Origin of the sequence: Pseudalkalibacillus sp. R45 (assembly GCF_052246725.1) — a bacterium.
Lineage (GTDB): Bacteria > Bacillota > Bacilli > Bacillales > Fictibacillaceae > Pseudalkalibacillus.
Genome location: NZ_JBQQCL010000006.1, coordinates 141,594 through 165,760 on the forward strand (window position 1 = coordinate 141,594; position 24,167 = coordinate 165,760).

Below are 24,167 nucleotides of genomic sequence, written 5' to 3' on the forward strand. Positions count from 1 at the left end.
TGCCTCCAAAATTGCTCAAGATGTCCGTTACGGGAAAGTGCAATTGGCTCTCGTGAGGAATTAAGCTTTCCCTCGCCTATTTTTTACAATAAGGAATACCAACAAGCCAAGACCTACTACTGAGATGATCGGCCAAGCACTTTGAAAAAATGACTTAGCTGGTCCATCTGTATTTTGAGAGGGGGCTGTGGAGCCAGTCATCATGAGTTGTTCATAAAAATTCTTTTTATAGACCTTTTCGTTAACGACATTTCCATTCTTCACTTGGATCATCCCATTTGGACCGCCGACTGGTGTCGGGAAGCGGAATCCTTCGTTTTTCTCTAAAAACAGCAAAAATCCCCCGCCTTCTTGTTGGAACTCTTCCACCCAGCCTTTGTCAAAAGCATCGATTCCAGCTGTGATGATCTCCTCCGCATCACCTTTGAATACTTTTTGAACATTGAAATCATAGCCACCGAAAATCATTTTTCCCTTTATCGGTAAACCTGAAAAGTCATATGTACCAAGGACTATGATATCCGCATCTTTTTCAACTTGTTCAGGTGATAATTCCACCCAGCTGGTTGCATAAGTAGGAACGCTGCTCAAAAGAACAAAAAGCATCATAATGAAATAAAAGCTGATCCGTTTCATTCCCATCCCCTCTTTTCTATATTTGTAATATTTCCCTATTCCGATTCTATTCTCCTTTTTCAATATTTTTAGGTTAAAGTTTTCTTTTGGTGGTTCGGGGGTATTTAAAGGCAATGGAAGAAGATGGGAGCTTTTTAGAATGATGGACACAATTCGTGCAAAAATCAAAACAAGCGAAAAAGGGAGAGAAGCAAGTAACGATGTGAAACCTTGGATCAAAGGATTTGCACGATTTGGGTATTTCGCAAAAGGGACCGTATACATACTTATCGGGCTCCTTTCAATGATGGCTGCCGCAGGAATCGGCGGCAGCACATCTGATACAAGCGGCACCTTCGCATCTGTTGCCATTAAACCATTTGGAGAAGTATTACTCTGGATCGTGGGGGTAGGTTTGATCGGTTATGTCTGTTGGCGCATTATTCAAACATTCATGGATCCAGAAAATAAAGGCACAAGTCCAAAAGGAATCGGAGTCCGCCTCGGTTATTTCATCAGTGGAGTGATCTACGCCAGTTTATCTCTCAAAGCCTTCAAGTATGCGATGCATGCTGGCGATACAGGAAGTTCACAGCAAACCTATACGGCAAAATTGATGAGCCAGCCCTTTGGAATATGGCTGGTGGGTATAATCGGTGTAATCATTGTCGGTTTTGGATTGAGACAGATGCATAGAGGACATAAAGAAAAGTTCACGCATAAGTTCAAAACAAATGAGATGAGTTCAAAGGAATTGAGAGTTGGAAAAAAGATTGGAAAACTTGGGTTGATGGCCCGTGGGTTTACTTTCGTCATCATCGGATTCTTTTTAGTGGTGACGGCATGGACAGCAAATCCAGATGAAATGATCGGACTGGACGGAGCGTTAGGAAAAATCGCCTCGCAGCCATACGGACAAATCATGCTAGGTGTTGTTGCTGTAGGTTTGTTCTTATACGGGGTATTCCAGGTTTGGAAAGGGAAGAGCAGACACATGAGAATCGAATAGTTTGGAGGAAGGGTGCAGCCTCAAGCCTGGGGGTTGCACTCTTTTTTATTTCGGATGGGTTTTTCAGTTCCTGGTTTTACGAACTTAATACCGCTTCTTAACAGTTATTGGAAGGAGGTGTGAAGATAGCCGTAGAATTAATACATAGAGGAGTGGTTTTATGCCGACATGTCAAAATTGCCATCATGAATGGACATGGAGACAAGCCTTTACAAAACAGTTCCGGTTCACGAATAAGATGAGTTGTCCATATTGCGGAGAAGACCAATACATATCAGCAAAAACACGAAAAAATATGGTTGGTTATGTAATCCTTGTACCATTCATTTTATTATGTGTAATGGCAGCGATAGACTTTTTATTCATTGATGTACCTTCAATGGCACTATATGTATCGAATGTTTGTGTTTTTGCTGCAATGATTTTCATTTCTCCGTTTTATTTGGAAGTGACGAACACCGAAGAACCTCTTTGGTGATGACAAACATAGAAGGTGAGTTCTAGATGCTTGAAACTTTTTTGATCAATCTGACCCCATTCAATCAAGAAAGAACGGTACGGGTTTACCTGCCGAAATCCTATGACGGTTCGGACCAACATTATCCAGTCCTGTACATGCATGATGGGAAGAATGTATTCCGGGATGAAGATGCGGTTGGTGGTAAATCATTAGAACTAGAAAACTATTTAGACGAGAACAATTTTGATTTGATTGTGATCGGAATTGATCAGCCGTCAACATTTGAAGAGAGGGTCAATCAGTATTGTCCTTGGACAAACGGAGAGCTTTGTAAAACATACTTTGGTGATGATCGTGATTTTGGCGGTAAAGGGAAAGAATACATCACGTTCATTGTGAATGAACTGAAACCGCTCATCGATCAAAAGTATAAAACGAGCATGGATCGCACTATGATGGCTGGAATTTCTTTGGGCGGGCTGATTTCTACATATGCCGTTTGCACTTACCCAAGCATTTTTACAAAAATTGCAGGTTTGTCCTCAGGGTTTTGGCGCAACCAGGAAGAAATCGAATCTTTGATAAAAGAAGCGGATTTCTCCAAACTCGAAGGGATTTATCTTGACTGCGGCACGACGGAAACGAATGATGAGTATATCAATACTGGGTTCCTGGAGTCGAATCGACGCGTTTATGTGATGCTTGAAGAGAAGGTGGCCAATACAACATTCAAAATAATAGGTGGAGCGGGGCATAACTACAACGCCTTCCAAAAACGTGTTCCAGATTTCATTGGATTCATCCTCCAAGATAAAGTGAAAACGAAGGTGCAATCTTGAAACTAGCAACAGGGACCTATGAATACGATCGGTTCAGTGTTTCGTTTTTTAACAGGAGTTGTACTCTTTATCAATCGGTTAATAGAAACAAGCAAAGCTGATCGGGAATCTTCTGGATATAACTGCATATACATCTTGATCACTATCAGCCTCATTTCTTTATATTCCAGATTTCCGTTATATGTACATTTTTTCATTTCTATCAACAGGGAACAACAAGACCCAAGCACAAAAGTTTCTTTGTATCAGGTATTACATTATAATAATTATAAAAAGATATTGATTTTTTCTTGATAAGTGGTATCATTTGTCTTGTACACAATTTATAGATGAGGTGATGAAAGAATGAGTAAGATTAAGAATCATTTGACGACAAGCTGGGGTGCGCCAGTTGGGGACAACCAGAACTCGATCACTGCTGGTTCGCGTGGTCCAACGCTGATCCAGGATGTACACCTCCTTGAAAAATTAGCACACTTCAACCGTGAACGTGTTCCGGAACGTGTTGTCCACGCAAAAGGCGCAGGTGCTCATGGCTATTTCGAAGTGACCAATGATGTAAGTAAGCACACGAAAGCAGATTTCTTGTCTGAAGTAGGAAAGAAGACACCACTTTTCGTCCGTTTCTCTACTGTTGCCGGGGAAAATGGTTCTGCAGATTCCGTTCGTGATCCTCGTGGTTTTGCGGTGAAATTTTATACGGAAGAAGGGAACTACGACCTGGTTGGAAACAACACGCCAGTCTTTTTCATTCGTGATGCAATCAAGTTCCCGGACTTTATCCATACACAAAAGCGTCATCCGAAGACGCACTTGAAAAACCCGAATGCGGTTTGGGATTTCTGGTCATTATCTCCTGAATCGTTGCATCAGGTGACGATTTTGATGTCGGACCGTGGTATTCCCGCGACCTACCGTCACATGCACGGTTTCGGAAGCCATACATTCAAATGGGTCAATGCTGATGGAGACGGTGTTTGGGTGAAATATCACTTCAAGACACAGCAAGGCATCAAGAACCTGACAGAAGAAGTTGGGACGAAGATTGCTGGGGAAAACCCGGATTACCATACAGAGGATCTTTTCAATTCGATCGAGAATGGCGATTATCCTGAATGGAAGCTTTACGTGCAAATCATGCCGTTGGAAGATGCAAACACGTATCGCTTGGATCCATTCGATGTCACGAAGGTCTGGTCACAAAAAGATTATCCGTTGATCGAAGTCGGTAAAATGGTGTTGGATAAGAATCCGGAGAACTATTTTGCAGAAGTTGAACAAGCAACGTTCTCACCAGGTACACTCGTGCCAGGAATCGATGTTTCTCCAGATAAAATGCTTCAAGGCCGTCTGTTTGCATATTCTGATGCACACCGTTACCGTGTAGGTGCGAACCACAATGCACTACCGATCAACCGGCCGAAGAACGAAGTGAACAACTATCAACGTGATGGTCAAATGAGATTCGATGACAATGGCGGAGGTTCCGTTTATTACGAGCCGAACAGCCAGGGCGGACCAGGAGAATCTCCTGAAAATAAACAAGCGGCATTTCCTGTTTCAGGTGTAGCTGAAAGTGTTCCTTACGATCATAATGATCACTATACTCAAGCCGGTGATCTTTACCGATTGATGGATGAAGGCGAGCGCGAACGACTTGTGAAAAATATCGTCGGTGCGATGTCAGGTGTTGAATCGGATGACATCAAGCTCCGTCAGATCCAGCACTTCTATAAAGCCGATCCTGAATACGGTGAAAGAATCGCTAAAGGACTCGAATTGGCAGTACCGCAAGAAGTGAAATAAGAGGTAGTGGAAGAAGGGTGGCATTCGTGCCGCCTTTTTTTGCTGGAGTAAATGCAGCTTAGATAAACTTTATACTGAAACCTATCTAATATGGGTGCTATAATAAGGTATATTCGATAAGGAGGTGAGATGATGGAACAGGTTTTAAAACAAATATTGGATGAGCTAAAAGAGATGAAAACAGATGTGAATGAACTAAAAGAGATGAAAACAGATATGGCTGAAATGAAAACAGATATGGTTGAAATGAAAACAGATATGGTTGAAATGAAAACAGATATGAATGAATTAAAAGAAGGGCAACATAGATTAGAAGTGGGTCAAGCAAGATTACAAAAGAACCTTATTGAAAGTTTGGGTTCCTATACAGAAAAGATTGTAGATCATGTAGAAAATAAAACAGAAGTATTAAACAAAAGAGTATATCGAGTCGAATCAGAAATTGAACGATTGAGCAGACAGTAGAGGATCAAGGCCATTGCTTTTCCAGTAGATTATTGTGGAAATCAACAATGAAACCCTACAAAGACTAAAACAAAAGAAAACTCAGAGCCATGAACCCTGAGTTTTACATGCTATTTCCTGATGTGATCATACTCCAGAATGATTTCCTCTAATTAAGCTGAGGGCGCGTCTTTCTGTGCATACAATCCTCACTGAAACTCTTCCCACTCCACCGGATTCCCCTCCAACCATTGGTTGAAGTAATCTTCCGTTTCAGGTCCGACTACTTTTTTAAAGGAAGCAAGAAGGTCTTCCTTTGTAGCAAATTCGAATAGATTATGTTTATAGTAATGGGCGAGTGCTTCGTTTATTTTATCTATTCCAATCTCTTTTTCAAGGCTGTAATACATCTGTGGACCGACTCCATAAACAAGTGCTGCGTATAGCTCGTTATCCTGAAATTCCGTTGTCGGACTTGAAATGGTGTTGCCTTTCCTCGAGAGTGCAGGCAATTGTTCTGTTTTGTCTGCATATCGCTTCGCATGCTCAGTCGCAAGACCTGGTTCATACTCTTTTAAAAATTGTAGCGTTGAGTAGTTCGTCAGACTTTCATCAAGCCAGGGGGCTTCAATCGGGTTATTCCCTACAACCGCATACCACCATTGGTGAGCGATTTCATGCACAATGGTCGGGATGAAGAACGCCTCTCCCGTTTGATAATAATCACTGTTGACGACTGTCATTCCTGGATATTCCATGCCCAAAAATGTACGAGGTCCGGGTACCACATCAAATTCTTCATAAGGATAGTCACCGAATGATTTTTCAAAATGCTGAAAAGCTTCCACTGCAGCACGGTGATAGGTTTCAAAGCCTTCCTCCGAATCAGGTGTATACCAGCTTCGGATGGTAATGCCATCGACTTCCTCATTTTTTACCTGATACGTCTGATCCATCACACACATCGCAAATTCCCGGACTTTTTTAGCTTCGAATTCATAGGTTTTCTTCGTTTCATATTCGGTCGGTTCAGATGTCTCCACACCTGTACTTGCAATTTGGTACGCTTTCGGAAGGGTGACGTTGACAGTATAATCCGCGGGTTCATAGTAACCTGAGTCGCCGATCGGGTGAAACTCGTTCATATACCATCCATCATCCTCATATACCGCCCGGATAGGCAGCCAATTCGCAAAATAAATGTTATTTTCGGTGTAGGAAAATATCCCTTCATTGAACGGAACGGTGATATCGAATTCCATCGAAAGTTCGATTGTCTCGTTCTCTTTCCAGTTTTCAAGAGGGATTTCAAGCATTGTACCATCAAGTGAATAATCAGTGACTGCACCATCTAGTGTGACTTTTGTAAAACCGATTCCGCCAGGTTCAGGGGCTGGGCCTAAGTAGTCCCGCCAGGCGTCACTTGTCAATTTGTCGAGGTCATGAAACTTGTTGCCGAGCACCTGGAAATAGATTTTATCCAGAGTCTTGCCGGTATCGTTCTTCGTATAAACTTTCATAGTCGCTTTAGCCGTTTTCTCATCAGGAAAGACTTCAACATCCACCTCGTAAGTTGTATTCACATCGTCAAGGTCGTGCTTGGAGCTGAACACAGAAAGGAGATCCGTTCCATCTTCTGCAATAAACAATCCTCCCCCTAACAGCAGGGCCAACACACCGACCACCCAAAATATCTTTTTCATAAAAACCCCCAAATACATCTTTTTTGATGTTTATCTAAGTATAATTTTCAACAGCTAGAAGAAATTCCCTTTTCAAAATGAGTAAAGAATGTTTCATTGGCAAAAAATGTGGAAGAACTAGTATACTACGTGATTAAAATATCCGATTTACAAGGAGACTCTATGTTTGATTTTGTCGTGCAACTCATTAAAGATTTCGGTGTTTGGGGTTTGCTTGCAAGCCTTGCGTTAGAAGCATCATCCATTCCATTTCCAGGAGGGCTTGTTACTCTTACCTTTGGATACTTCCTCAACCTTTCCCTTGCGGAGGTTTTCTCTTATTCTATGCTTGCTAGTGGTGTCTATACTGTGTTCAGTTTCATCCCTTATGGAATCGGATATAAGCTCGAGGATAAATTGAAAGAGAAGACGAATGCTCGTAAAATCGAGAGGGCGCAGCGCTGGTTCCAAAAGTGCGGGATTTGGAGTATCGCTTTTACACGGCCGATCGGTCTCGGGAATTACATTTCCTATGTGGCAGGTGTCAGTAAGGTGAATAGATGGAAGTTTGCGATCCTCACGCTCATTGGTATCCTTCCCTGGACCGTAACCATGCTGTGGCTCGGAAGTACAGGCAACCTGAAATCTGTGACAGGCTTTCTGGATGAATTTCAAATGTATGTGTTCATTGCGCTCGGTTTTGCTGTCAGCGGGTTTATCGTGTATCGCTATTATAAAAGGAAAAGCTGTTCCACCAAGGACATTGTAAAAGAATAGATGGAGATAGCCGTGCAGGGTGAAACTTGTACGGTTTTTATATGAATAAATATGTTAATATTTGGTTGAGGTGATGCTGTCATGTTAAAAATACGATTGATCAAGCCAGAAGTTACATATGAATTAAGACAAAAGATTTTACGGCCGCAACAGACGATAGAAGAATGTAATTATGCTAGCGATGCTTCTGAAGAGTCTTTTCATTTAGGGGCTTTTTCAAATGATGAGTTGATTAGCGTCGCGTCCTTTTATCACGAAAACAATCCTCTGATCACTGGAGAAAATCAATATAGGTTGAGAGGGATGGCAACAGTGGAAAAGTTCCGAGGTCAAGGTGCAGGGCGTTCATTGATTGAGGCTGCTGAAAAAGAATTGCGCGGACGCGGTGCGGTTGTCTGGTGGTGCAACGCTCGTACGACGGTGAGTGAATACTATGAAAAGATGGGCTTGAAAGCAATCGGTTACGTATTCGACATACCCCGATCGGACCACATAAACTGATGTACAAGACTTTAAAATAAGGAGCGGGTTTATGGGCAGGAAATTAGTCTGGTTATTTTTCGGTATTTTCATATTTTTTGGTGTCACAGGTATCCTATCGTTTTATAGCGGAAGCCCACTTCAACCTAGTACTGCATTCATGAATGAGCACGAAATCATTGATGAGCTGGAGGTAGAGGTATCTGAAGAGATGATTGAAGAAATCAATTGGGAAGTCTCTCCTGAGTTTCAAGCCGGCACTTATAGGATGAGGGGAATTGAAAATAAGGTAGGTTTCATTGATGCTGGATTTGTTGCTAACCAGGGGAACAAATACATGTGGCATTTCTGGGGTGGCCAACTTGAAGGGAAATTGTCTGTTGTAGCGATCAATGAAAACGATCCTTATACCTTTATACCTGTTTTAAGTAATGGGGAAGATACTTACTTTATGTGGTCGACTTCAGAATTGGCAGGACCGAACAATAGTGCAGATGCACATTTACCCTCCAATATGGAAGTGACGGAGACAGGAAAATGGGCACTGCTCGTATTTCTAGGAGATCACTACATCGATCATATTGTGGTCGAGGTCGAATAGGTAATAGGTCAGGTGAAGGATGGACAACTAACGGGTGGTATTTTGGCTTATTCCGTAATTGGGCAGGCTTCTGGAATAAGAGGTTGCTATATTTAATCCACAAAAGGGGCCATTATTTTGAATAACCTACCAAGATTGTGAACGGGTAACACCGATTGGTTTCTGTATACTTTCCATCATCCAAAGCAGCCTCTTTGTTTCTATTTGCTTCCCCTGCTCGAATCTGATAAGAGCTACCACGATTTTCGAGCACTTTCACCTTGAAGACCTCCATCATTTTACCCCATTTCCCATCTTTTACCTCATTTTACCATAACAGCGAAAGTGTTAGGCACCTTTTAGGATTGTACGATTATCAATGCTTCTGAAACGATACCTGAGTCTTTCTTAAAAATACTATCATTCGATTTTGAAGCCGGCAGTTTGTATTGGTCCTTGGGTGATGAGTTTGGAGAGCTGGTTGGCCATCTCTTCAGGTGTAGGCTTCTCGTCTTGGTTTAACCACCATTGGATGACACCTACGAACGCAGCGCTGATGAAATGGAGAAGGAGATCTTTGGGGATTTGGAATTGGGTCGGATCCTTCACGATTTCTTTTATGTGCCTGTCGAACTTATCACGAATCACTTCTTCTAAATTGTTCCTGAAACCATTGATTCCATTTTTACCGAACATGACTTGATAGAACATCTGATGTTTTTGTATACATTGGTAAACATTGGTGACACTGCCTTTTAACCTCTCAATGTTCACTTCTTGATCTGCATGGTCGAAAGGCGGATTGATGACGCTGATCAATTCCTGGATGACATCAGAACTCATTTTTTCCAGAAGGTCATACTTGTCATCATAGTGAAGATAGAAAGTTGCGCGGTTGATTAACGCTTCATCTGCGATGTCTTGAATGGTCATTGCGTCAAAGCCCTTCTCTTGGATAAACTTCAAGAATGCTTCGTTAATGAGTTTCCTCGTCCTTTTTACTCGTAGGTCTGTTTTCTTAGCCATTTTATCATCCCTCTTTTATCAAATACGCAACAAATTTAAATCAGGTGTCGTTTATCATACACATCGTTAAACATTGGTTATTGTATGTTTCTTGTATTCTTCTATAATGGCATTGTAAACAACATAGTGTTAATTAATCAAAAACTTGTCTATTAAGGGGGGTGTATAGGATGAATTTCTTTAAGCAGAAGCTATTCTGGGGCGGGTTCGCTGGAATCCTGATTGCTGTCACCATTTTTACATTTTCATTCATGGGTTCCACCGTCAATCCAACACCAAAAGACATGCCGTTAGCACTCGTCGTGGAAGATGAAGGTGTGACACTCCCAACAGGAGAGCAGTTGAACTTCGGTGAAATGTTAGAAGAGCAAATCAAGCAGAATGACAATGAGAGTGTGGAATGGACCATTCTGGAAAGTCGGGAAAAAGCAATCAATGAGATGAATGAAAAGAACTTCTATGCTTCTATTGTCATTCCGAACGATCTATCTCAAAAGATTCCTACTCTATTAAGTCCAAGTCCGCAAAATGCTGAAGTCGAGATTCTGATCAATGAGGGGTTGAACAAATCAGCTGCCACAATCGGAGAGCAAGTGGCTAATGGAATCATCGCAAAGTTGAACCAACAAGTCCAAACCAATTTATATACACAAGTGTCGGAGCGTCAGATGCCGTTAAGTGTAGAGCAAGCCCAGCAGCTCGCACAACCCATCTCTGTAAAAACGGAGAAACTGAATCCTGTCCCAAGTTATACCGCAAACGGTAACGCGCCAGCCGTATTCACCCAGATTATATGGCTGACGACATTCATCAGTTCCATGATCCTTTTTACAGTGGTTAAAAAGATCGGCTTACGATTGACGTCTCTTGTCAGTCAACTGCTTGGCGGATTCATTTTCGTAAGCGGAAATACGGGTCTCGTATTCTGGTTGGCGAACAACGTGCTGGAGGTCGCGATCCCTTACAAAGGCCGGATGTTAATTCTAATGCTTTTCGTCGGTCTCATGTTCTATTTCATTCATGGAGCGTTCTTGAACTGGATTGGATATGCAGCAGCACCGATTTTCATACTCTTGTTCTTCTTCTCGATGCCGGTCTTGACCCTGCCGCCTGAAATGTTGCCAGACATCACCAAGAGCTGGCTGTATGATTGGATTCCATTCCGTTTCAGCGTAGAGGCGTTCAAAGATATCCTGTTCTTCGATAAAAACCCTTTGAACGACGGCATTGGCATATTAGGCTATACCGGTCTCATCAGCCTGCTCGTAATGAGCTTGTCCGTTCTGAAACCTACTGCTAAGAAGTTAGAACAATCGAAAGTAAAAGAACCTGCTAGAGGGGCAGATTAAAGAAATATCAAAAAAATCACGCAGGAATGAATTATGCAGTAAAGCTATATAAAGAAGGAGGGGTATGACTGTAAATCAAATTTATGAAATTACAAATGTGTCAAGAGCCTCATTATATAGAAAGCTATCGGAAGGGTACAGATAATCATTCCTTATTCTGAAATTGAAGATCTCTTAGTAGGGATTAATAAATTAATAACAAAACTTGCCATTGAACTCCTAAGTTTTAGGGGGAGGTAAAATTCGACCACAGATCATTTTCATAAATGGTCTATTCAGAGTTCAAGGAACAATAAGGCTGGGATTAAAAAATAAAAGGAGGATTTCTATATGACAAATTCAGACAAAACCATTTTAGTGTTGGGTGCCACGGGAAAACAGGGAGGCGCAGTTGCCAGGAAGTTGTTAGCTGATGGATGGTCCGTGCGCGCGGTTTCGCGGCGCCCGAATCAACCGGCTGCACAAGAACTGCAAAAAAAGGGCGCCACAGTCGTTCAAGCGAACATGGATGATCAGCAATCTCTCTTGGAAGCTATGCGGGGAGTTTACGGTGTTTATAGTGTACAACCTTTGTATTCAAAGGATCCCGAAAAAGAGATCCAACATGGGAAAACAGTAGCGGATGTTGCCAAACAGGTCGGCGTCTCACATTTTATATATGGCTCGGCCGGTGGCGCTGAAAGAGATAGTGGGGTTCCCCATTTTGACACAAAGTGGCAAGTTGAGAAATATGTACGTGCTATTGGTTTACCTTTTACGATTCTCCGTCCAACTGGTTTCATGGAAAACTTTATAGGATTTAGTCAAGTTCATGAACAAAAATTGATGATACAGGGATTTATGGATGTGAATACGAAATTACAAATCATCGCGGTGCAAGATATTGGGGCGTTTGCTGCAATTGCCTTTAACAACCCGGAAAAATACAAGGGAATGGCGATTGAAATTGCCGGGGACGAAGTGACGCTTTCAGAAGTGGCAAAAGTGTTTAGTCAAGTATTTGATACGCCATGTGAAGTCTTGGAGTCTGCCAGGGATCAATTTCAGAAAAATAAAATGTTTGAATGGTTAGAAACTGATGGGTATCAAGCTGACATTCCTTCACTACGTAAAGTTCATCCCGATTTGCTTGATTTATCAACCTGGGTTAAAAATTCAGGATGGGATCCATTTGTTTAAGAAGAAAAAGGTGCTAATGTATAATGAATCGATAGTTGTGTGATTTTATTAAGCAACAGAAAAGGTAAGGGTATCTTATGAACAGACAAGAAATGCATCAGATTACAAAGAAAATAAGGAATTGAGTGCGGCAGATCAGTATCCGGTTAGTGTTGCCATTTTTTTCTTTGGCACGTTCCCACCACGCATTGGCTGGACAAATGCTTCGTAAGAGAGGATTGTGCGCAAGGCCAAGAAATTCTAGATATGTAATAGTGGGATCAGGATGGCCAGTCACAAAACCGCCTCGGCCGGACATGGGGTGTTGACCATTCAACCGTTTCGAAAACGGTACGAAGGTTGGAAGAGCTTCTATCGCCCCTTGGGAAAGCCTATTTCGAGGGGCATTATTGGATTACACCTTTGTTCCGTTAAAGGAGGCACTTCTTTAACAATTGAAAGGAATGAGTTTTATTGCCTGGATACTCTAAATATGAACCAGTCGTTAAGTTTTAATATGTAAAAATTGATTTAATAAACAAATGTGATGAAGTTATTTTATTGGAAGTGGTGGAAGATATGATAATGTAATCGGTGGTTTTATTGGAACCAATGATAAGTTTTCAACAGTAGGGATATCATTTGGATTAGATGTCATTTTTACGGCTCTAAGCAATTCATTAACAATTACAGAACGTTCGAATGTGGACTATTATGTTATCCCGTTAAACACACAAAAAGAATCCTTGCTGGTTGCAAGCGATTTAAGAAATCAAGGCTATAAAGTTGAGTATGAACTGATGAATAAGAAATTAGGTAAGGCACTGGAAAAAGCAAACAAAGAAAATATTCCAAATGTTATCATAATTGGAGAAGATGAAGTCAGAAATAATCGAATTACGATAAAAAATATGGATACTGGAGAAGAAAGGTTCGAATCTTTTCAATTTGATATTAAGTAATATGAGGTACTCCAGAAAAGGGGGCTATTCTTCAAGAAGGAGAAATGCATTTTGTTGTTGAGCTTTCACAGTGTTATTTACTCACCTTTTTAACAATGTAATGTTCAATTGAATGATGGAAATTATTACACATTCAAAACTAATGAGAGGAATGTGCATAATTGATGAATCAAAAAGCTAATGAATGGGCGAATTTTGCTGAAAAGGTTGTAAGAAATGCTGGTAAACGTGTTGTAGAGATTCGTGAAGAAGGTATTGTGGATAAAATGTTTAAAAATGCTGGTGACTTGTAACATCAGCAGATTTAGAGTCAGATAAAATAATACGAGAATCGATTACTCAGTGTTATCCTGAACATCGTATACTCTCTGAAGAGAGTCGAGTAAATGGTTGGGGGGATATTACATTTGATGGTCCTCTTTGGATCATTGATCCCTTAGACGGAACAGTGAACTATGCTAATAATATTCCTCATTTCGGTATCTCCATAGCAATTGCATTTGATGGCATTGTTTGGGCAGGAGCGGTATATGCACCGGATCTGAACTGTACATACGTGGGAATACGAAACCAAGGTGCTTACTGTAACGGTGAATTGCTGAAAGTATACAACAGCTCTGAGTCAATAGCTGATGCTATAATTGGCACTGGATTCCCACATAACAAAAAAGATTTGAAGTCTGCCCTATCGCGAGTAAATATACTAAGTACACATTGTCGAGATATTAGACGATTTGCAGCTCCTACGATAGATATTTGCTATGTGGCATCTGGAAAACTGCATGGTCATACTGAGAGCCTCGCTCCATGGGATGTGGCTGCTTCAGGACTTATTGCCCGTGAGGCTGGGGCATTAACAGGTCATGTAAATGCTGTCCCCGATGGAATACCGATAGAATTATATGGTGATGATGTCTTGTTTTCAGCACCAAATATCTTTAAAGATCTTTTACATTTACTCCGTATACCAAATACAAAAGAACCGTAAAAATCATAGAGGATTTGTTTCAGAAAAGGGGGCTTTTGCGGAATAAGGAACCGTTCTTATGCATTAGATGATGGGTATGAGTTTTACTCTGAAATGCACCTTTTCGAAGGGGGGTAAAAACAACCAATTTGCTTTTTGTGAAACTGCGGCAAAGAAAAGTCATAAACATGACGACAATTTGGTTCTAAATAACTTGCCAGTCGATTTTCCAATTGATTCGGTAATTATTTTGTCACAATCCTCTCACTTTTTTCGTCTATAAGGGTGAAAAGAAAAAAGGAGGCAGAACGAATGGGTAAAATACATTCTTCTTCAAAAGTTGGCCTTGGCAAAAGACTCATCTTTAATCTTGCCCAAGCGAAATCAATCAATAGGCTCGCGGAAAAATATCCGGGTCTAGTCGATCGTATCAGCGTGAAATTGGGCAAGGAATGGCATGGGGAAATACCCTGGACTCCGTTGAAAAAGCCTATTGAGGAAAGTCGGGTTGCACTTGTCACTTCTGGGGGGATTATCTTAAAAAGCCAGTCCCCCTTTGATTTGAGTGACCCTAAAGGGGATTGCTCCTATCGTGTCATCCCTTCCGACGCATCCCCTGATGAAACGGTGATCAGTCATTTATTTTATGATCATAGCGATGTCAAAGTGGATTTGGAAGTTATGTTTCCCTTGGAGACTCTTCACCGCTTGGAGCAAGAGGGAAAGATAGGCAGCGTGGCGCCTCGTCATATCAGTTTTCAGGGGGGGATACATGATCCGACTCCGCTGGTAGAACAGACCGCGCCTGAAGCAGTGCGAAGTTTGGTGGAAGATCAGGTTGACCTCGCTATTCTTACCCCAGCCTGAAATCACTGTCACCGGTCCGTGGGACTGGTTGCACGCGAGTTAGAAAAGGCAGGGATTTCAACGGTAATGGTCACTTTATTGCCGGAAACCACAATGGCGTTAGGAGTCCCCAGATCCGTACATTTTTCACGCAAATTGGGAAATCCAATTGGCCGGCCCAACCAAAAGGAGGAGCAATATTCTGCCCTACTGCAGTGTCTTGATGTTTTAAGCAAAGCGAAAAAGGGAGATATGATTACCGGTACCAGTTAAACGCCGTGTTATTTCTTTTGCTGCATATCAAAAAACAAACATAATGTTGATGATGAATCGGCCCCTAAAAATAACATTTATGTAAATAGGTACAATTCCTTTTCGAAATTGTACCGGGCCAGTTCATTGAACATGTAATAAATTAATAATTTAAAGTTGTAGAGGCATTTCTTTATGAGGAATGCTTTTTATTTTTGTCTAAAATTACAAGGGATAACAATAATAATATTTTGATAAAGAATAATAATTTATTGTAAAACGATAAATATTGTTTTATAATCAAATGACAAAAATAAAATGAGGTGGGTTTTATGAAACGAGGTTCAACAACTTTCTTAAAGGTGGTTGTTTTTCTGCTTGCAATTCCGATTCTCGGATTGTGCTTCTATTTGTTGCCTTGGGTCGCGAATGATATATCAGAAAGTAATTGGGAGTATGCATATTTGGTATATCCAGTCCTGATCGGTATGTATGCATCGGCGATTCCGTTTTTCATCGCATTGTATCAGGCGTTCCGATTACTAAGCTATATTGACAAGAACAAAGCGTTTTCGGAATTGTCTGTAAGAGCTTTACGGAATATCAAATTCTGTGCAATCACAATCAGTGTCTTGTATCTGGTCAGCATGCCATTTTTCTTTCTCATAGGGGAGAAAGACGACGCCCCAGGAGTCATCGTAATCGGAATGGTTCTCACGTTTGCGCCAATGGTGGTTGCTGTCTTTGCTGCTGTTCTCCAAAGGCTTTTACAAGAAGCCATCGATATAAAATCAGAAAATGATTTAACGGTCTGAGGTGAATAACATGGCGATTATTATCAATATTGATGTGATGCTGGCGAAAAGGAAAATGAGCGTGACAGAACTTTCGGAGAGGGTTGGAATAACGATGGCGAACCTTTCTATATTGAAAAACGGTAAGGCAAAAGCAGTTCGGTTTTCAACCTTAGAGGCAATTTGTGAAGCATTAGAGTGTCAGCCAGGTGATCTTTTAGAATATAAAAGTGAAAAAGAAGATTGATGGAGGCACAATCATGAGAGCGCTTAAACAACTGGTTGGTTTTGGTTGGGAGCAAGCCCTATCCTGCTTGTTTCCTGTTGTCATTTTTGCTTCATTGGCAATTACACAAATCGCGCCGCTCCCCTTCCTGCCAAGGTATGACTGGCTGCTCATCATCTGCCTTCTGATGCAATGCTTGATGGTGCGATCTGGACTTGAAACGTGGGATGAACTAAAGGTGATCACATTATTTCACCTTATTGGGCTCGCTCTTGAACTTTTCAAAGTGCATATGGGTTCCTGGTCTTATCCGGAGGAAGGATATTCTAAATTTTTCGGGGTGCCTTTGTATAGTGGATTCATGTACGCAAGTGTAGCGAGTTATCTTTGCCAGGCGTGGAGGAGGTTGAAGGTTCAATTGGTTAAGTGGCCGCCATTTTGGATCGTTGTCTCTCTTGCAGCTGCGATCTATTTGAACTTTTTCACTCACCATTATTGGATAGATGTTCGCTGGTGGTTATCTGGACTCATAATTATTGTCTTTTGGCAATCCTATGTCACATATGCGGTTAATGGAAGGCGTTACCGGATGCCCCTCGCACTGTCTTTTGTGCTTATCGGATTTTTTATATGGATAGCTGAAAATATCGCAACATTCTTTGGCGCTTGGGAATACCCAAATCAAACAGAGGCATGGAGTCTTGTACATCTAGGAAAGGTGAGTTCATGGCTCTTATTAGTGATTGTCAGCTTTCTTATAGTGGCGACACTAAAATTAGTTAAGGGGGAAAGTTCCACTAATGTTTCGCAAACTTGTTTTCCAAGAGACTATAAAAAGGGAACAGTTTAAGCTTGAACGTCCCCTTTTTATAAAGCGATATCTATCAATTTAATAAGCTTAACCCATATAAACACTGTCACAACTTCCGGCTGCTGGTTCATAATAACAATGATTCTTAAATTGACCTGAAAAAGGTTGACCGTACCAGGTTGGGGGACATGGAGCATAGGGATTGAAATACCAAAGTGCAAATTTAGCTGGGTGTTCTCTCCAAAACTCCAAATTCTTTTTGGCTAATTTTTTCTCAGAAGTTCTCGCTCTGCTATAAAAGAGATTCCCCTTTTGAACAGCTTCAAAAGAGTAATTTCCGCCTTGAACTTGATAAATGACTTGAGGAATCGATCTTACATCTCTAAAGTCTAAGCAATCCGCTCTAGCTCGATTAACAATTACATTTCCGACGAATAACATGCCTAGTTTTCCGTCACCTACGGCTTCCGCTCTCATCATCCTTGCCATTAAGTCGACGTCTGTATTCGTGTATTTTACTCTTCCCATTTTTATCACCCCAAGAATATTGTATGAAAAAAGCCGACATTGATTTCATTATTTATAAATTAAGAATGCTTCGTTTTTAGTTGCGAATGCACTCTATTGTTGAGTTGTACTCATATCTGGGGGGCGTGTTAACCAGGTTTTTACCTTCATCACACCCTCAGAACAATAGTCTGAGTGCGTGTTAACATGGTTTTTACCTTTATCACGCACTCAGAACACGAATCTGAGGGCGTGTTAACCTGGCTTTTATCTTCATCACGCACTCAGAACACGAATCTGAGGGCGTGTTAACATGGTTTTTACCTTCATCACGCACTCAGAACACGAATCTGAGGGCGTGTTAACCTGGCTTTTATCTTCATCACGCACTCAGAACACGAATCTGAGTGCGTGTTAACCAGGTTTTTATCTTCATCACGCCCTCAGAACACGAATCTGATAAAGATCATGACAAACCATCTTTGGGAAAATATGAAGTGATGAATAAGTGACGAATTTAGCTAAAAAACGATCAATTTTCGACAGGATTTTGTCATGTTTTTACAGAAATGGTACAGGTGGTTTAGTACATAACAATGGGGATGTTTTGATGCGTGATTTTTTGATTGGAATCATTGCTCTTGCCTTTTTATCGATTGGAAACTGGTATGTTCAAAGCGGAGGTTTTGTCGATAAAAGTGATTTTGAGGAAGTTGTGGAGCATGTCCTGAAATCCAGAGAAGGGCTTAGGGTGATCCATAAAGAAAAGAATCAGGATTACGGTGTGGTTGTTTATCTTGCAGAGGACGAAGAACTGAACGAGCATCTGTATCTTGGCTTTTTCCAGCATGCGAATGAAGAATGGGGGTTAGCGAGCACTTCCATTATAGATGACAAATGGGAGATTGATTCTGCTAATGGTCAATGGATGTATTTCGGCCTCGTCACGGAGCCTTCAGTGGAAAAGATATTTGTCGGTGATGATCCGGTGACGCTTCGTTCTGTAGAAGGTTCGACAAGGTACTGGTTCTATCTAGAACCCAATGGTTATAACTACCCGATCAAGGGAATCCGTTCCGATGGCTCGGAATACTGGTTAAAAGAAAAATAGAATGGAGAGTGCAAATGCTGAAAGAAACAATTCAATCAAATGAAGACATTATGAAAATGCTCGATTCAATGCTGCGGGATGAAGCGGCTTTTTGGGATTCCTTTTATGAAGATAGAGAGAAGGGAATTCCGTTTTTCGTGAACGTTCCTGATGAAAACCTTGTGACGTATTTTGAAAAAGGGCTGGTCAAAGCTGGTCGCGTTTTGGAACTGGGTTGCGGACCAGGTCGTAACGCAATTTTTTTCGCCGAAAATGGATGCAAGGTGGATGCGATCGATCTTTCTGAAACAGCACTACAGTGGGCAAGTGAACGAGCGGCTGAAAAACAGGTTGACATCCGTTTTATCAAAGGCAGTCTTTATGACCTTGAAATTGAAGAAGGTACATACGACATCATTTACGATTCCGGCTGTTTTCATCATGTCCCACCGCACCGACGGATCACCTTTCTGTCGCTTATCCAAAAAGCGTTGAAGCCTGGCGGCAAGTTTGCCATCACTTGTTTTGCAGCAGGAGATATGGGTGCAGAGATATCTGACTGGGAAGTCTATCGGCAACGCAGTATGAAAGGCGGACTCGGCTATACCGATGAAAGGCTGAAAGAGATTTTCGGTGACTTCGAACTGATCGAACTTCGGAAAATGAAGGACATCCAGCAGCCCGCCGATACTTTTGGTGTGCCGTTTTTGTGGACGGGTCTTTTTCACATTTAAAGAGAGTATAAAATACTTTCTTCAATATAAGCACAACTAAAGCTCAGCCTGCCCAAAAGGCTTGGCTTTGCCAAGTTTTCTTTAAAGAACTAGTAGAGGAGTAGGACGATGAATATACGATTGATTGAAGAATCAGATGCGGAAGCTTTTTTAAAATTGTAGCAACAATTGGATACCGAAACTGAGTTCATGATGTTCGAGCCCGGTGAGCGGGACATGGATTTGGATTATCGGAAAGAGAGTGTCAGGCGTTATATGAGGACCCGCGATCTGCTGTTTGGGTTCTTGAAAAAGAAGGAAGGCTCTTCGGATTTCTTGCTGCCTTTGGGAATAAACCAGGCGTATTCAGCATAGAGCATATCTTGTGGTCGGGGTCTTACAGGAAGCAGCAGGGCAAGGATATGGAACGAAATTGTTCACAGAGCTTGACCGATGGGCGAAGGAAGTGGAGATCCATCGCCTTGAACTGACTGTCATGACACAAAATGAAGCAGGTATCGCCCTGTATAAAAAGATGGGGTTTGAGGTGGAAGGGGTTAAACGCGATGCGATGCGGATCAACGGGAACTATGTGGATGAATATTACATGGCGAAATTGATATGAATGGAAGGTGAGGGAAGTTGGCTGTCAACTATAAAATATGGACCGTCTGCATGATTCAGGATGGCGATAAGATTCTTTTGATCGACCGGCAAAAGGATGATTTCAAAGGCTTTATCCCACCAGGAGGAAGCGTGGATTTTCCGGAATCCATCGTTGAAGGCGCCATGCGTGAAGTGAAAGAGGAGACGGGTCTCGTGGTTAAGAATCTGATGTTCAAAGGGCTCAGTGAATATGTGAACCAGGTTACTAAAGCCCGCTATATGATTTTCAACTACTGGACCGATGAGTTTGAAGGGGAGCTCTTGGAGAATCCCCCTGAAGGGAATCTGTACTGGGTTTCGATTGATGAGGCGGAACAGCTTCCGATGCAGAAGTCTTTCAAGCGGAGATTTCCACTGTTCTTTGAAAAGGGCACTTTTGAAATACATGTCACCTGGGACCATGAAAGAAACGAAGAAGGAAGTGTGACGATCACTCGGACATAGAGAGTTTGACGCACAACTGAATGCGAGTGAGGAAATGGATTAGGGGGAGACGATGAAACTTAAATTATTGGTTATCGTAATGATTATTTTAGGAACAGGGGTATATTCCTTTTTACATATGACTGAACCGTCCGTCGAAAAAGCGGTATCCAAAGAGATCGCAGAGACTGGGTATGATCGATCGAAGGATCCTTATGAACTTGTCGAGGTGCCTGACTCGGATTATTATCTAGCGATTTACAATGACCCAAATCAGATGCTGGTGATGAATGTACGCAGCCTATGGGGAGGTTATATCGCCTCCATCGATTCAGGTATGAATCTTTATGAGCACATCAAAAAGGGCAGTGACCATTTTTATAATAACAAACTGACCTTTGGGACGGTTGAGATCCCTGAAGGAAAAACGGCAACGATCGATGGCGAACCGGTCACGACCCTGGCGCTTGGCGAGTATTTCAAAAGTATTAAATTCCACGCCGATTATGAAAATCTTTATTTCTATCATTTAAAAACGCCGAAAGAAGTAAGTGCGGGTATGTTCGAAACAGTTGTCGAGGTGAAATGATCGATTGCAAAAGTTAGTGGGGGGACGAGATGACATTTTTATTATTAACCGGCTTGATCATTATTTCATTGGTTATTATGAATCGCTCGAAACTATATCAAGCTGTACCATATAAATTTAAAATTATTGAATCGGTCAGTAAAAAACAATGGTTCAAGAACCCGTGGCTGAGCGGGCTCTTTTTGTTCTTTATCAATGCAGTTTATTTCGGATTGACTGGATTGATCCTGTTTCTGCTTCTCAATTTGATGATACCCTATTTACATCTGATCATCATGCTTGCTGCTGTCATCATCAGCATTTTGACATGGATGGCAATCAGCCAAGCATTGGAAGGCAAGAGAGGCGATCGGTTGATTATGAGTTTGGTAGGAAGCAGCTTTTATGGCGCATTGGCATTCTATTTCTTGTGGGGCTTTCTGCATGTTGAACCCGCTTATCCAGGTGAGGATTCCTTCATGAGAGCCATGGGATGGATGATTGGACTTATTGTTGCAGGAACAGCGTTTATCACATGCTTATTTTTTACGACTTTTTCGAAAAGATAAGGAATGATGATATGAAAGAAGGAATTAACTTCCAATCAACGAATGTAGTATGTGGAAAATAAAATAGGGAGTTGATGAGATGAAAGATGAAAGACTCGTACGATTAGCGAGTACGTTGGTGAACCACTCGCTTGAATTGCAAAAAGATCAGTCGGTGCTGATCACCGGTAGTGTCGTGGCAAAGCCTCTGATGAAAGAAATCATCCGTGAGGTATACAAGGTTGGAGGAAAACCTTTTCTGGAACTGCAAGATGATGGATTGACTGTGGAGATCGCAAAGTCCACAAACGAAGCCTCGATCGAGATCTTAAAAGGATGGTTTGAAAAGAAAATCGAGGATGTCGATGCGCTCATACATATCCGGGCAATAAATAATGATGCTGAAATGTCTGAAGTGCCGTCTGAGGTAATGCAGTTACATGGCAAAGTGATGAAACCAGTCCATGATGTATTGACGAATCAACGGAACTGGGTGCTGCTCGATTACCCGACTTCTGCAGGTGCACAAAAAGCGAAAATGGGTACTGAGCGCTATGAAGATTATGTATTTGAAGTATGTGGGATCGATTATGAATTGCTTGCTGAAAGACAAAAAGCCCTCCAAAATCTGATGGAGCGTACAGAAAAAGTCCGGATCGTCGCACCGAATACGGATCTCACTTTTTCAATCAAAGATATTCCGGTGGTTGCAAGCCATGGTAAGCGGAATATTCCAGATGGTGAAATTTTCACCGCTCCGGTCAAGGACAGTGTGAATGGAACTATCACTTACAATACGCCGTGTCCTTATCGAGGTGTAACCTATAACAATGTATCCTTGACCTTGAAAGATGGCAAAATCGTTGATGCGGTGGCAGATAATACAGAAAAGCTGAACGAAATTCTGGACTCGGATGAAGGGGCTCGTTATATCGGGGAGTTTGCGATCGGGATGAATCCATTGATCAATACGCCTGTAGGAAATATCCTTTTTGATGAAAAAATCAATGGCAGCATCCACTTTACACCGGGTCTTGCGTATGACTCAGCCGATAACGGTAACCGCTCAATGGTCCACTGGGATATGGTGTTGATCCTAAGGAAGGAATTCGGCGGTGGGGAGCTTTATTTCGACGATCAACTGATTCAAAAGGATGGATTGTTCGTACTCGATGAATTAAAGCCATTGAACCCAGATCAATTATTGAAAAAAGAAGAAAAAGTGCACGCATAAGCATCAAATTTGCGTTTGGTCTACTGACAGCATTCGTCAGTAGGCCTTTTTGCATTAAAAAGGAAGAATTGCACGCAATTCTTTCCATATTGGAATTGGTTGAGCAACATCGAATCGGAAGCGATCAACATCGAAGTGAAATCGTGCAACTTAGTAAAGTGTGCCTATCCCTACACACGTAATTCCCCCAAAAAGGTAATAAAATAAGCATTCAATGATGTCCCCCGCTCATGACCATCCCGCCACATACCACATTCATTCTACTTTTTCCAATTTATAGGTTGATACTCATATTAAATAACTGCCTAGCAAAATCACCGGAATTGATAGACTAGTATCCTCAATCATTGTGCTCATCAGGGTTTCGCAGTTCATTTTCCCCCTTTTATGAGTCAAAAACCTCTCTAGCAAACAACCATTTTTCGATAATTAGACGGACAACCATACCGTATATTGCCCCACTACATATAATGCAAGGACAAGCGAGGTCAAAACCAAAATATTAGGAGGAAAAGAAGTATGACAATTTCGCGTAAAAAAGTCAATTCTTTGATTGGACTTTGGGTAAAGGTCAACATTGGAGGACCAGAATCCAAAGAAGGCCATCTATTAGGTGTAACAGATGAGTATTTAGCTCTTCTGCATAAGGATGTCGTTATTTATTACCAATTGAGTCATGTCAAGAGTGTCTCGATCACTACTACAAAACTTGGCAAACTATCACGTTGTGCGCATTTCATCGATGACTGCACGTTTGTAGAGCTTTTAAAAGAATTGAAGCATCACAAAGTGAAAATCAACCGTGGAGGACCTGAAAGTATCGAAGGTGTTTTAAGTGAAGTCCACAAAGACCACATCGAGCTTACGGTATGTGACAAGATCTTGTTCGTCACAATCCACCACATCAAGAGTATAAGTAAGGTAGATAAGAAGTCTTCTGGAAAAAAATCTTCAGGTAAGAAATCTTCCGGCAAGAAGTCTTCTGGAAAAAAATCTGATGGCAAGAAGTCATCCGGCAAGAAATCTTCAGGAAAAAAATCTTCTGGTAAGAAGTCTTCTGGAAAATCTTCAGGTAAAAAATCCTCAGGAAAGTCCTCTGGCAAGAAATCTTCTGGGAAAAAGTCATCCGGTAAATGCGAGCGCGTTTCTGATGCGTTCAAGAAAGCACATAAACACGGAAACGACAAATATATGTGGAACGATCCATATGGATCATCTGGAAAATCTTCTTCATCAGGCAAAAGGTCACATGACAGGAAGTCGAAGCATTCTAGAAAGTCTTGTCTAACAAGCTTGGAGAAGCAAGGCTGGATCAAACTGTAGTCCACCTAAACT

At 41.5% G+C, this 24,167-nt stretch carries 29 protein-coding genes and 2 pseudogenes; 26 read left to right on the forward strand and 5 right to left on the reverse strand.

All coding sequences use genetic code 11. The features are described from left to right. Positions 1 to 60 precede the first annotated feature (60 nt). Complete coding sequence (locus tag ACTWQL_RS12685) at positions 61 to 636, reverse strand: hypothetical protein (protein WP_443142810.1); 576 nt, start codon at positions 634 to 636, stop codon at positions 61 to 63. A gap of 139 nt (positions 637 to 775) precedes the next feature. On the opposite strand from ACTWQL_RS12685, the gene ACTWQL_RS12690 reads away from it, so the two are divergent. The 5 genes from ACTWQL_RS12690 to ACTWQL_RS12710 all read left to right on the forward strand — a co-directional run bounded on the left by ACTWQL_RS12690 (position 776) and on the right by ACTWQL_RS12710 (position 5,194). Continuing rightward, positions 776 to 1,624: a DUF1206 domain-containing protein gene (locus tag ACTWQL_RS12690; RefSeq protein ID WP_443142811.1), complete on the forward strand. Its 849-nt coding sequence runs from the start codon at positions 776 to 778 to the stop codon at positions 1,622 to 1,624. A 160-nt stretch (positions 1,625 to 1,784) separates the two neighbouring features. Continuing rightward, complete coding sequence (locus tag ACTWQL_RS12695; protein ID WP_443142812.1) at positions 1,785 to 2,102, forward strand: TIGR04104 family putative zinc finger protein; 318 nt, start codon at positions 1,785 to 1,787, stop codon at positions 2,100 to 2,102. Positions 2,103 to 2,128: 26 nt separating this feature from the next. Continuing rightward, positions 2,129 to 2,923, forward strand: coding sequence for an alpha/beta hydrolase (locus tag ACTWQL_RS12700; RefSeq protein WP_443142813.1), 795 nt, complete (start codon positions 2,129 to 2,131; stop codon positions 2,921 to 2,923). Positions 2,924 to 3,268: 345 nt separating this feature from the next. Further along, the gene (gene katA / locus ACTWQL_RS12705) at positions 3,269 to 4,729 is read left to right on the forward strand and encodes a catalase KatA (protein WP_443142814.1); all 1,461 of its coding nucleotides are present in this window, start codon (positions 3,269 to 3,271) and stop codon (positions 4,727 to 4,729) included. A gap of 132 nt (positions 4,730 to 4,861) precedes the next feature. Continuing rightward, a complete protein-coding gene (locus ACTWQL_RS12710) occupies positions 4,862 to 5,194 on the forward strand; it encodes a hypothetical protein (protein WP_443142815.1) in 333 nt (110 codons plus the stop codon). A gap of 188 nt (positions 5,195 to 5,382) precedes the next feature. On the opposite strand, the gene ACTWQL_RS12715 is transcribed toward ACTWQL_RS12710, so the two are convergent. After that, entirely contained in the window at positions 5,383 to 6,876 is a 1,494-nt protein-coding gene (locus tag ACTWQL_RS12715) for a M1 family metallopeptidase (protein ID WP_443142816.1), read from the reverse strand. A gap of 162 nt (positions 6,877 to 7,038) precedes the next feature. Here ACTWQL_RS12715 and ACTWQL_RS12720 point away from each other — a divergent pair, with 162 nt between their 5' ends. The 3 genes and pseudogenes from ACTWQL_RS12720 (at position 7,039) to ACTWQL_RS12730 (ending at position 8,713) form a co-directional block, all read left to right on the forward strand. Further along, positions 7,039 to 7,632 (forward strand): DedA family protein, encoded by a 594-nt coding sequence (locus ACTWQL_RS12720; RefSeq protein WP_443142817.1) that lies wholly within the window; start codon positions 7,039 to 7,041, stop codon positions 7,630 to 7,632. 81 nt (positions 7,633 to 7,713) lie between these two features. Next, a pseudogene (locus ACTWQL_RS12725) lies at positions 7,714 to 8,153 on the forward strand (GNAT family N-acetyltransferase). 11 nt (positions 8,154 to 8,164) lie between these two features. Further along, positions 8,165 to 8,713 (forward strand): DUF4871 domain-containing protein, encoded by a 549-nt coding sequence (locus ACTWQL_RS12730; protein WP_443142818.1) that lies wholly within the window; start codon positions 8,165 to 8,167, stop codon positions 8,711 to 8,713. Positions 8,714 to 8,825: 112 nt separating this feature from the next. Here ACTWQL_RS12730 and ACTWQL_RS12735 read toward each other — a convergent pair whose 3' ends face one another. After that, positions 8,826 to 8,972 carry a hypothetical protein gene (locus ACTWQL_RS12735; RefSeq protein WP_443142819.1) on the reverse strand — a complete coding sequence of 49 codons (147 nt, stop codon included), beginning with the start codon at positions 8,970 to 8,972 and terminating at the stop codon, positions 8,826 to 8,828. Between the two features lie 140 nt (positions 8,973 to 9,112). Next, on the reverse strand, positions 9,113 to 9,718 hold the full coding sequence (locus tag ACTWQL_RS12740) for a TetR/AcrR family transcriptional regulator (RefSeq protein WP_443142820.1): 606 nt from the start codon (positions 9,716 to 9,718) through the stop codon (positions 9,113 to 9,115). A gap of 170 nt (positions 9,719 to 9,888) precedes the next feature. Here ACTWQL_RS12740 and ACTWQL_RS12745 point away from each other — a divergent pair, with 170 nt between their 5' ends. From ACTWQL_RS12745 to ACTWQL_RS12790, 10 genes and pseudogenes are all read left to right on the forward strand, one after another. Further along, positions 9,889 to 11,067 (forward strand): ABC transporter permease, encoded by a 1,179-nt coding sequence (locus ACTWQL_RS12745; protein WP_443142821.1) that lies wholly within the window; start codon positions 9,889 to 9,891, stop codon positions 11,065 to 11,067. Continuing rightward, positions 11,055 to 11,212, forward strand: a pseudogene (locus ACTWQL_RS12750) (helix-turn-helix domain-containing protein); the annotation flags it as partial. The gene ACTWQL_RS12745 and the pseudogene ACTWQL_RS12750, both read left to right, overlap by 13 nt. 185 nt (positions 11,213 to 11,397) lie before the next feature. Next, on the forward strand, positions 11,398 to 12,246 hold the full coding sequence (locus ACTWQL_RS12755; RefSeq protein ID WP_443142822.1) for an NmrA/HSCARG family protein: 849 nt from the start codon (positions 11,398 to 11,400) through the stop codon (positions 12,244 to 12,246). 683 nt (positions 12,247 to 12,929) lie between these two features. Further along, the gene (locus ACTWQL_RS12760) at positions 12,930 to 13,187 is read left to right on the forward strand and encodes a His/Gly/Thr/Pro-type tRNA ligase C-terminal domain-containing protein (RefSeq protein ID WP_443142823.1); all 258 of its coding nucleotides are present in this window, start codon (positions 12,930 to 12,932) and stop codon (positions 13,185 to 13,187) included. Positions 13,188 to 13,348: 161 nt separating this feature from the next. Beyond that, positions 13,349 to 13,480: a hypothetical protein gene (locus ACTWQL_RS12765; protein WP_443142824.1), complete on the forward strand. Its 132-nt coding sequence runs from the start codon at positions 13,349 to 13,351 to the stop codon at positions 13,478 to 13,480. A 41-nt stretch (positions 13,481 to 13,521) separates the two neighbouring features. Beyond that, complete coding sequence (locus ACTWQL_RS12770) at positions 13,522 to 14,175, forward strand: inositol monophosphatase family protein (RefSeq protein ID WP_443142892.1); 654 nt, start codon at positions 13,522 to 13,524, stop codon at positions 14,173 to 14,175. Between the two features lie 291 nt (positions 14,176 to 14,466). Further along, a complete protein-coding gene (locus tag ACTWQL_RS12775; protein WP_443142825.1) occupies positions 14,467 to 15,021 on the forward strand; it encodes a glycine/sarcosine/betaine reductase selenoprotein B family protein in 555 nt (184 codons plus the stop codon). Between the two features lie 563 nt (positions 15,022 to 15,584). Continuing rightward, positions 15,585 to 16,067: a DUF2975 domain-containing protein gene (locus ACTWQL_RS12780; RefSeq protein ID WP_443142826.1), complete on the forward strand. Its 483-nt coding sequence runs from the start codon at positions 15,585 to 15,587 to the stop codon at positions 16,065 to 16,067. Between the two features lie 10 nt (positions 16,068 to 16,077). Continuing rightward, on the forward strand, positions 16,078 to 16,293 hold the full coding sequence (locus ACTWQL_RS12785; RefSeq protein WP_443142827.1) for a helix-turn-helix domain-containing protein: 216 nt from the start codon (positions 16,078 to 16,080) through the stop codon (positions 16,291 to 16,293). 13 nt (positions 16,294 to 16,306) lie between these two features. Beyond that, the gene (locus ACTWQL_RS12790) at positions 16,307 to 17,122 is read left to right on the forward strand and encodes a DUF817 domain-containing protein (protein ID WP_443142828.1); all 816 of its coding nucleotides are present in this window, start codon (positions 16,307 to 16,309) and stop codon (positions 17,120 to 17,122) included. Between the two features lie 48 nt (positions 17,123 to 17,170). Here the strand turns inward: ACTWQL_RS12790 and ACTWQL_RS12795 are convergent, their stop codons facing one another. After that, positions 17,171 to 17,611 carry a cell wall hydrolase gene (locus tag ACTWQL_RS12795; protein WP_443142829.1) on the reverse strand — a complete coding sequence of 147 codons (441 nt, stop codon included), beginning with the start codon at positions 17,609 to 17,611 and terminating at the stop codon, positions 17,171 to 17,173. A gap of 589 nt (positions 17,612 to 18,200) precedes the next feature. Between ACTWQL_RS12795 and ACTWQL_RS12800 the strand changes: the two genes are divergently transcribed. The 8 genes from ACTWQL_RS12800 to ACTWQL_RS12835 all read left to right on the forward strand — a co-directional run bounded on the left by ACTWQL_RS12800 (position 18,201) and on the right by ACTWQL_RS12835 (position 24,155). Further along, the gene (locus ACTWQL_RS12800; RefSeq protein WP_443142830.1) at positions 18,201 to 18,701 is read left to right on the forward strand and encodes a hypothetical protein; all 501 of its coding nucleotides are present in this window, start codon (positions 18,201 to 18,203) and stop codon (positions 18,699 to 18,701) included. 17 nt (positions 18,702 to 18,718) lie between these two features. Continuing rightward, on the forward strand, positions 18,719 to 19,414 hold the full coding sequence (locus tag ACTWQL_RS12805) for a class I SAM-dependent methyltransferase (protein WP_443142893.1): 696 nt from the start codon (positions 18,719 to 18,721) through the stop codon (positions 19,412 to 19,414). A gap of 364 nt (positions 19,415 to 19,778) precedes the next feature. Further along, the gene (locus tag ACTWQL_RS12810) at positions 19,779 to 20,018 is read left to right on the forward strand and encodes a GNAT family N-acetyltransferase (RefSeq protein WP_443142831.1); all 240 of its coding nucleotides are present in this window, start codon (positions 19,779 to 19,781) and stop codon (positions 20,016 to 20,018) included. A 50-nt stretch (positions 20,019 to 20,068) separates the two neighbouring features. Next, entirely contained in the window at positions 20,069 to 20,503 is a 435-nt protein-coding gene (locus ACTWQL_RS12815; RefSeq protein ID WP_443142894.1) for an 8-oxo-dGTP diphosphatase, read from the forward strand. 52 nt (positions 20,504 to 20,555) lie between these two features. Beyond that, complete coding sequence (locus ACTWQL_RS12820) at positions 20,556 to 21,071, forward strand: hypothetical protein (protein WP_443142832.1); 516 nt, start codon at positions 20,556 to 20,558, stop codon at positions 21,069 to 21,071. Between the two features lie 29 nt (positions 21,072 to 21,100). Next, positions 21,101 to 21,619 carry a hypothetical protein gene (locus tag ACTWQL_RS12825; protein WP_443142833.1) on the forward strand — a complete coding sequence of 173 codons (519 nt, stop codon included), beginning with the start codon at positions 21,101 to 21,103 and terminating at the stop codon, positions 21,617 to 21,619. A gap of 79 nt (positions 21,620 to 21,698) precedes the next feature. Continuing rightward, positions 21,699 to 22,832: an aminopeptidase gene (locus ACTWQL_RS12830; RefSeq protein WP_443142834.1), complete on the forward strand. Its 1,134-nt coding sequence runs from the start codon at positions 21,699 to 21,701 to the stop codon at positions 22,830 to 22,832. Positions 22,833 to 23,351: 519 nt separating this feature from the next. After that, positions 23,352 to 24,155: a hypothetical protein gene (locus tag ACTWQL_RS12835; protein WP_443142835.1), complete on the forward strand. Its 804-nt coding sequence runs from the start codon at positions 23,352 to 23,354 to the stop codon at positions 24,153 to 24,155. Positions 24,156 to 24,167 lie beyond the last annotated feature (12 nt).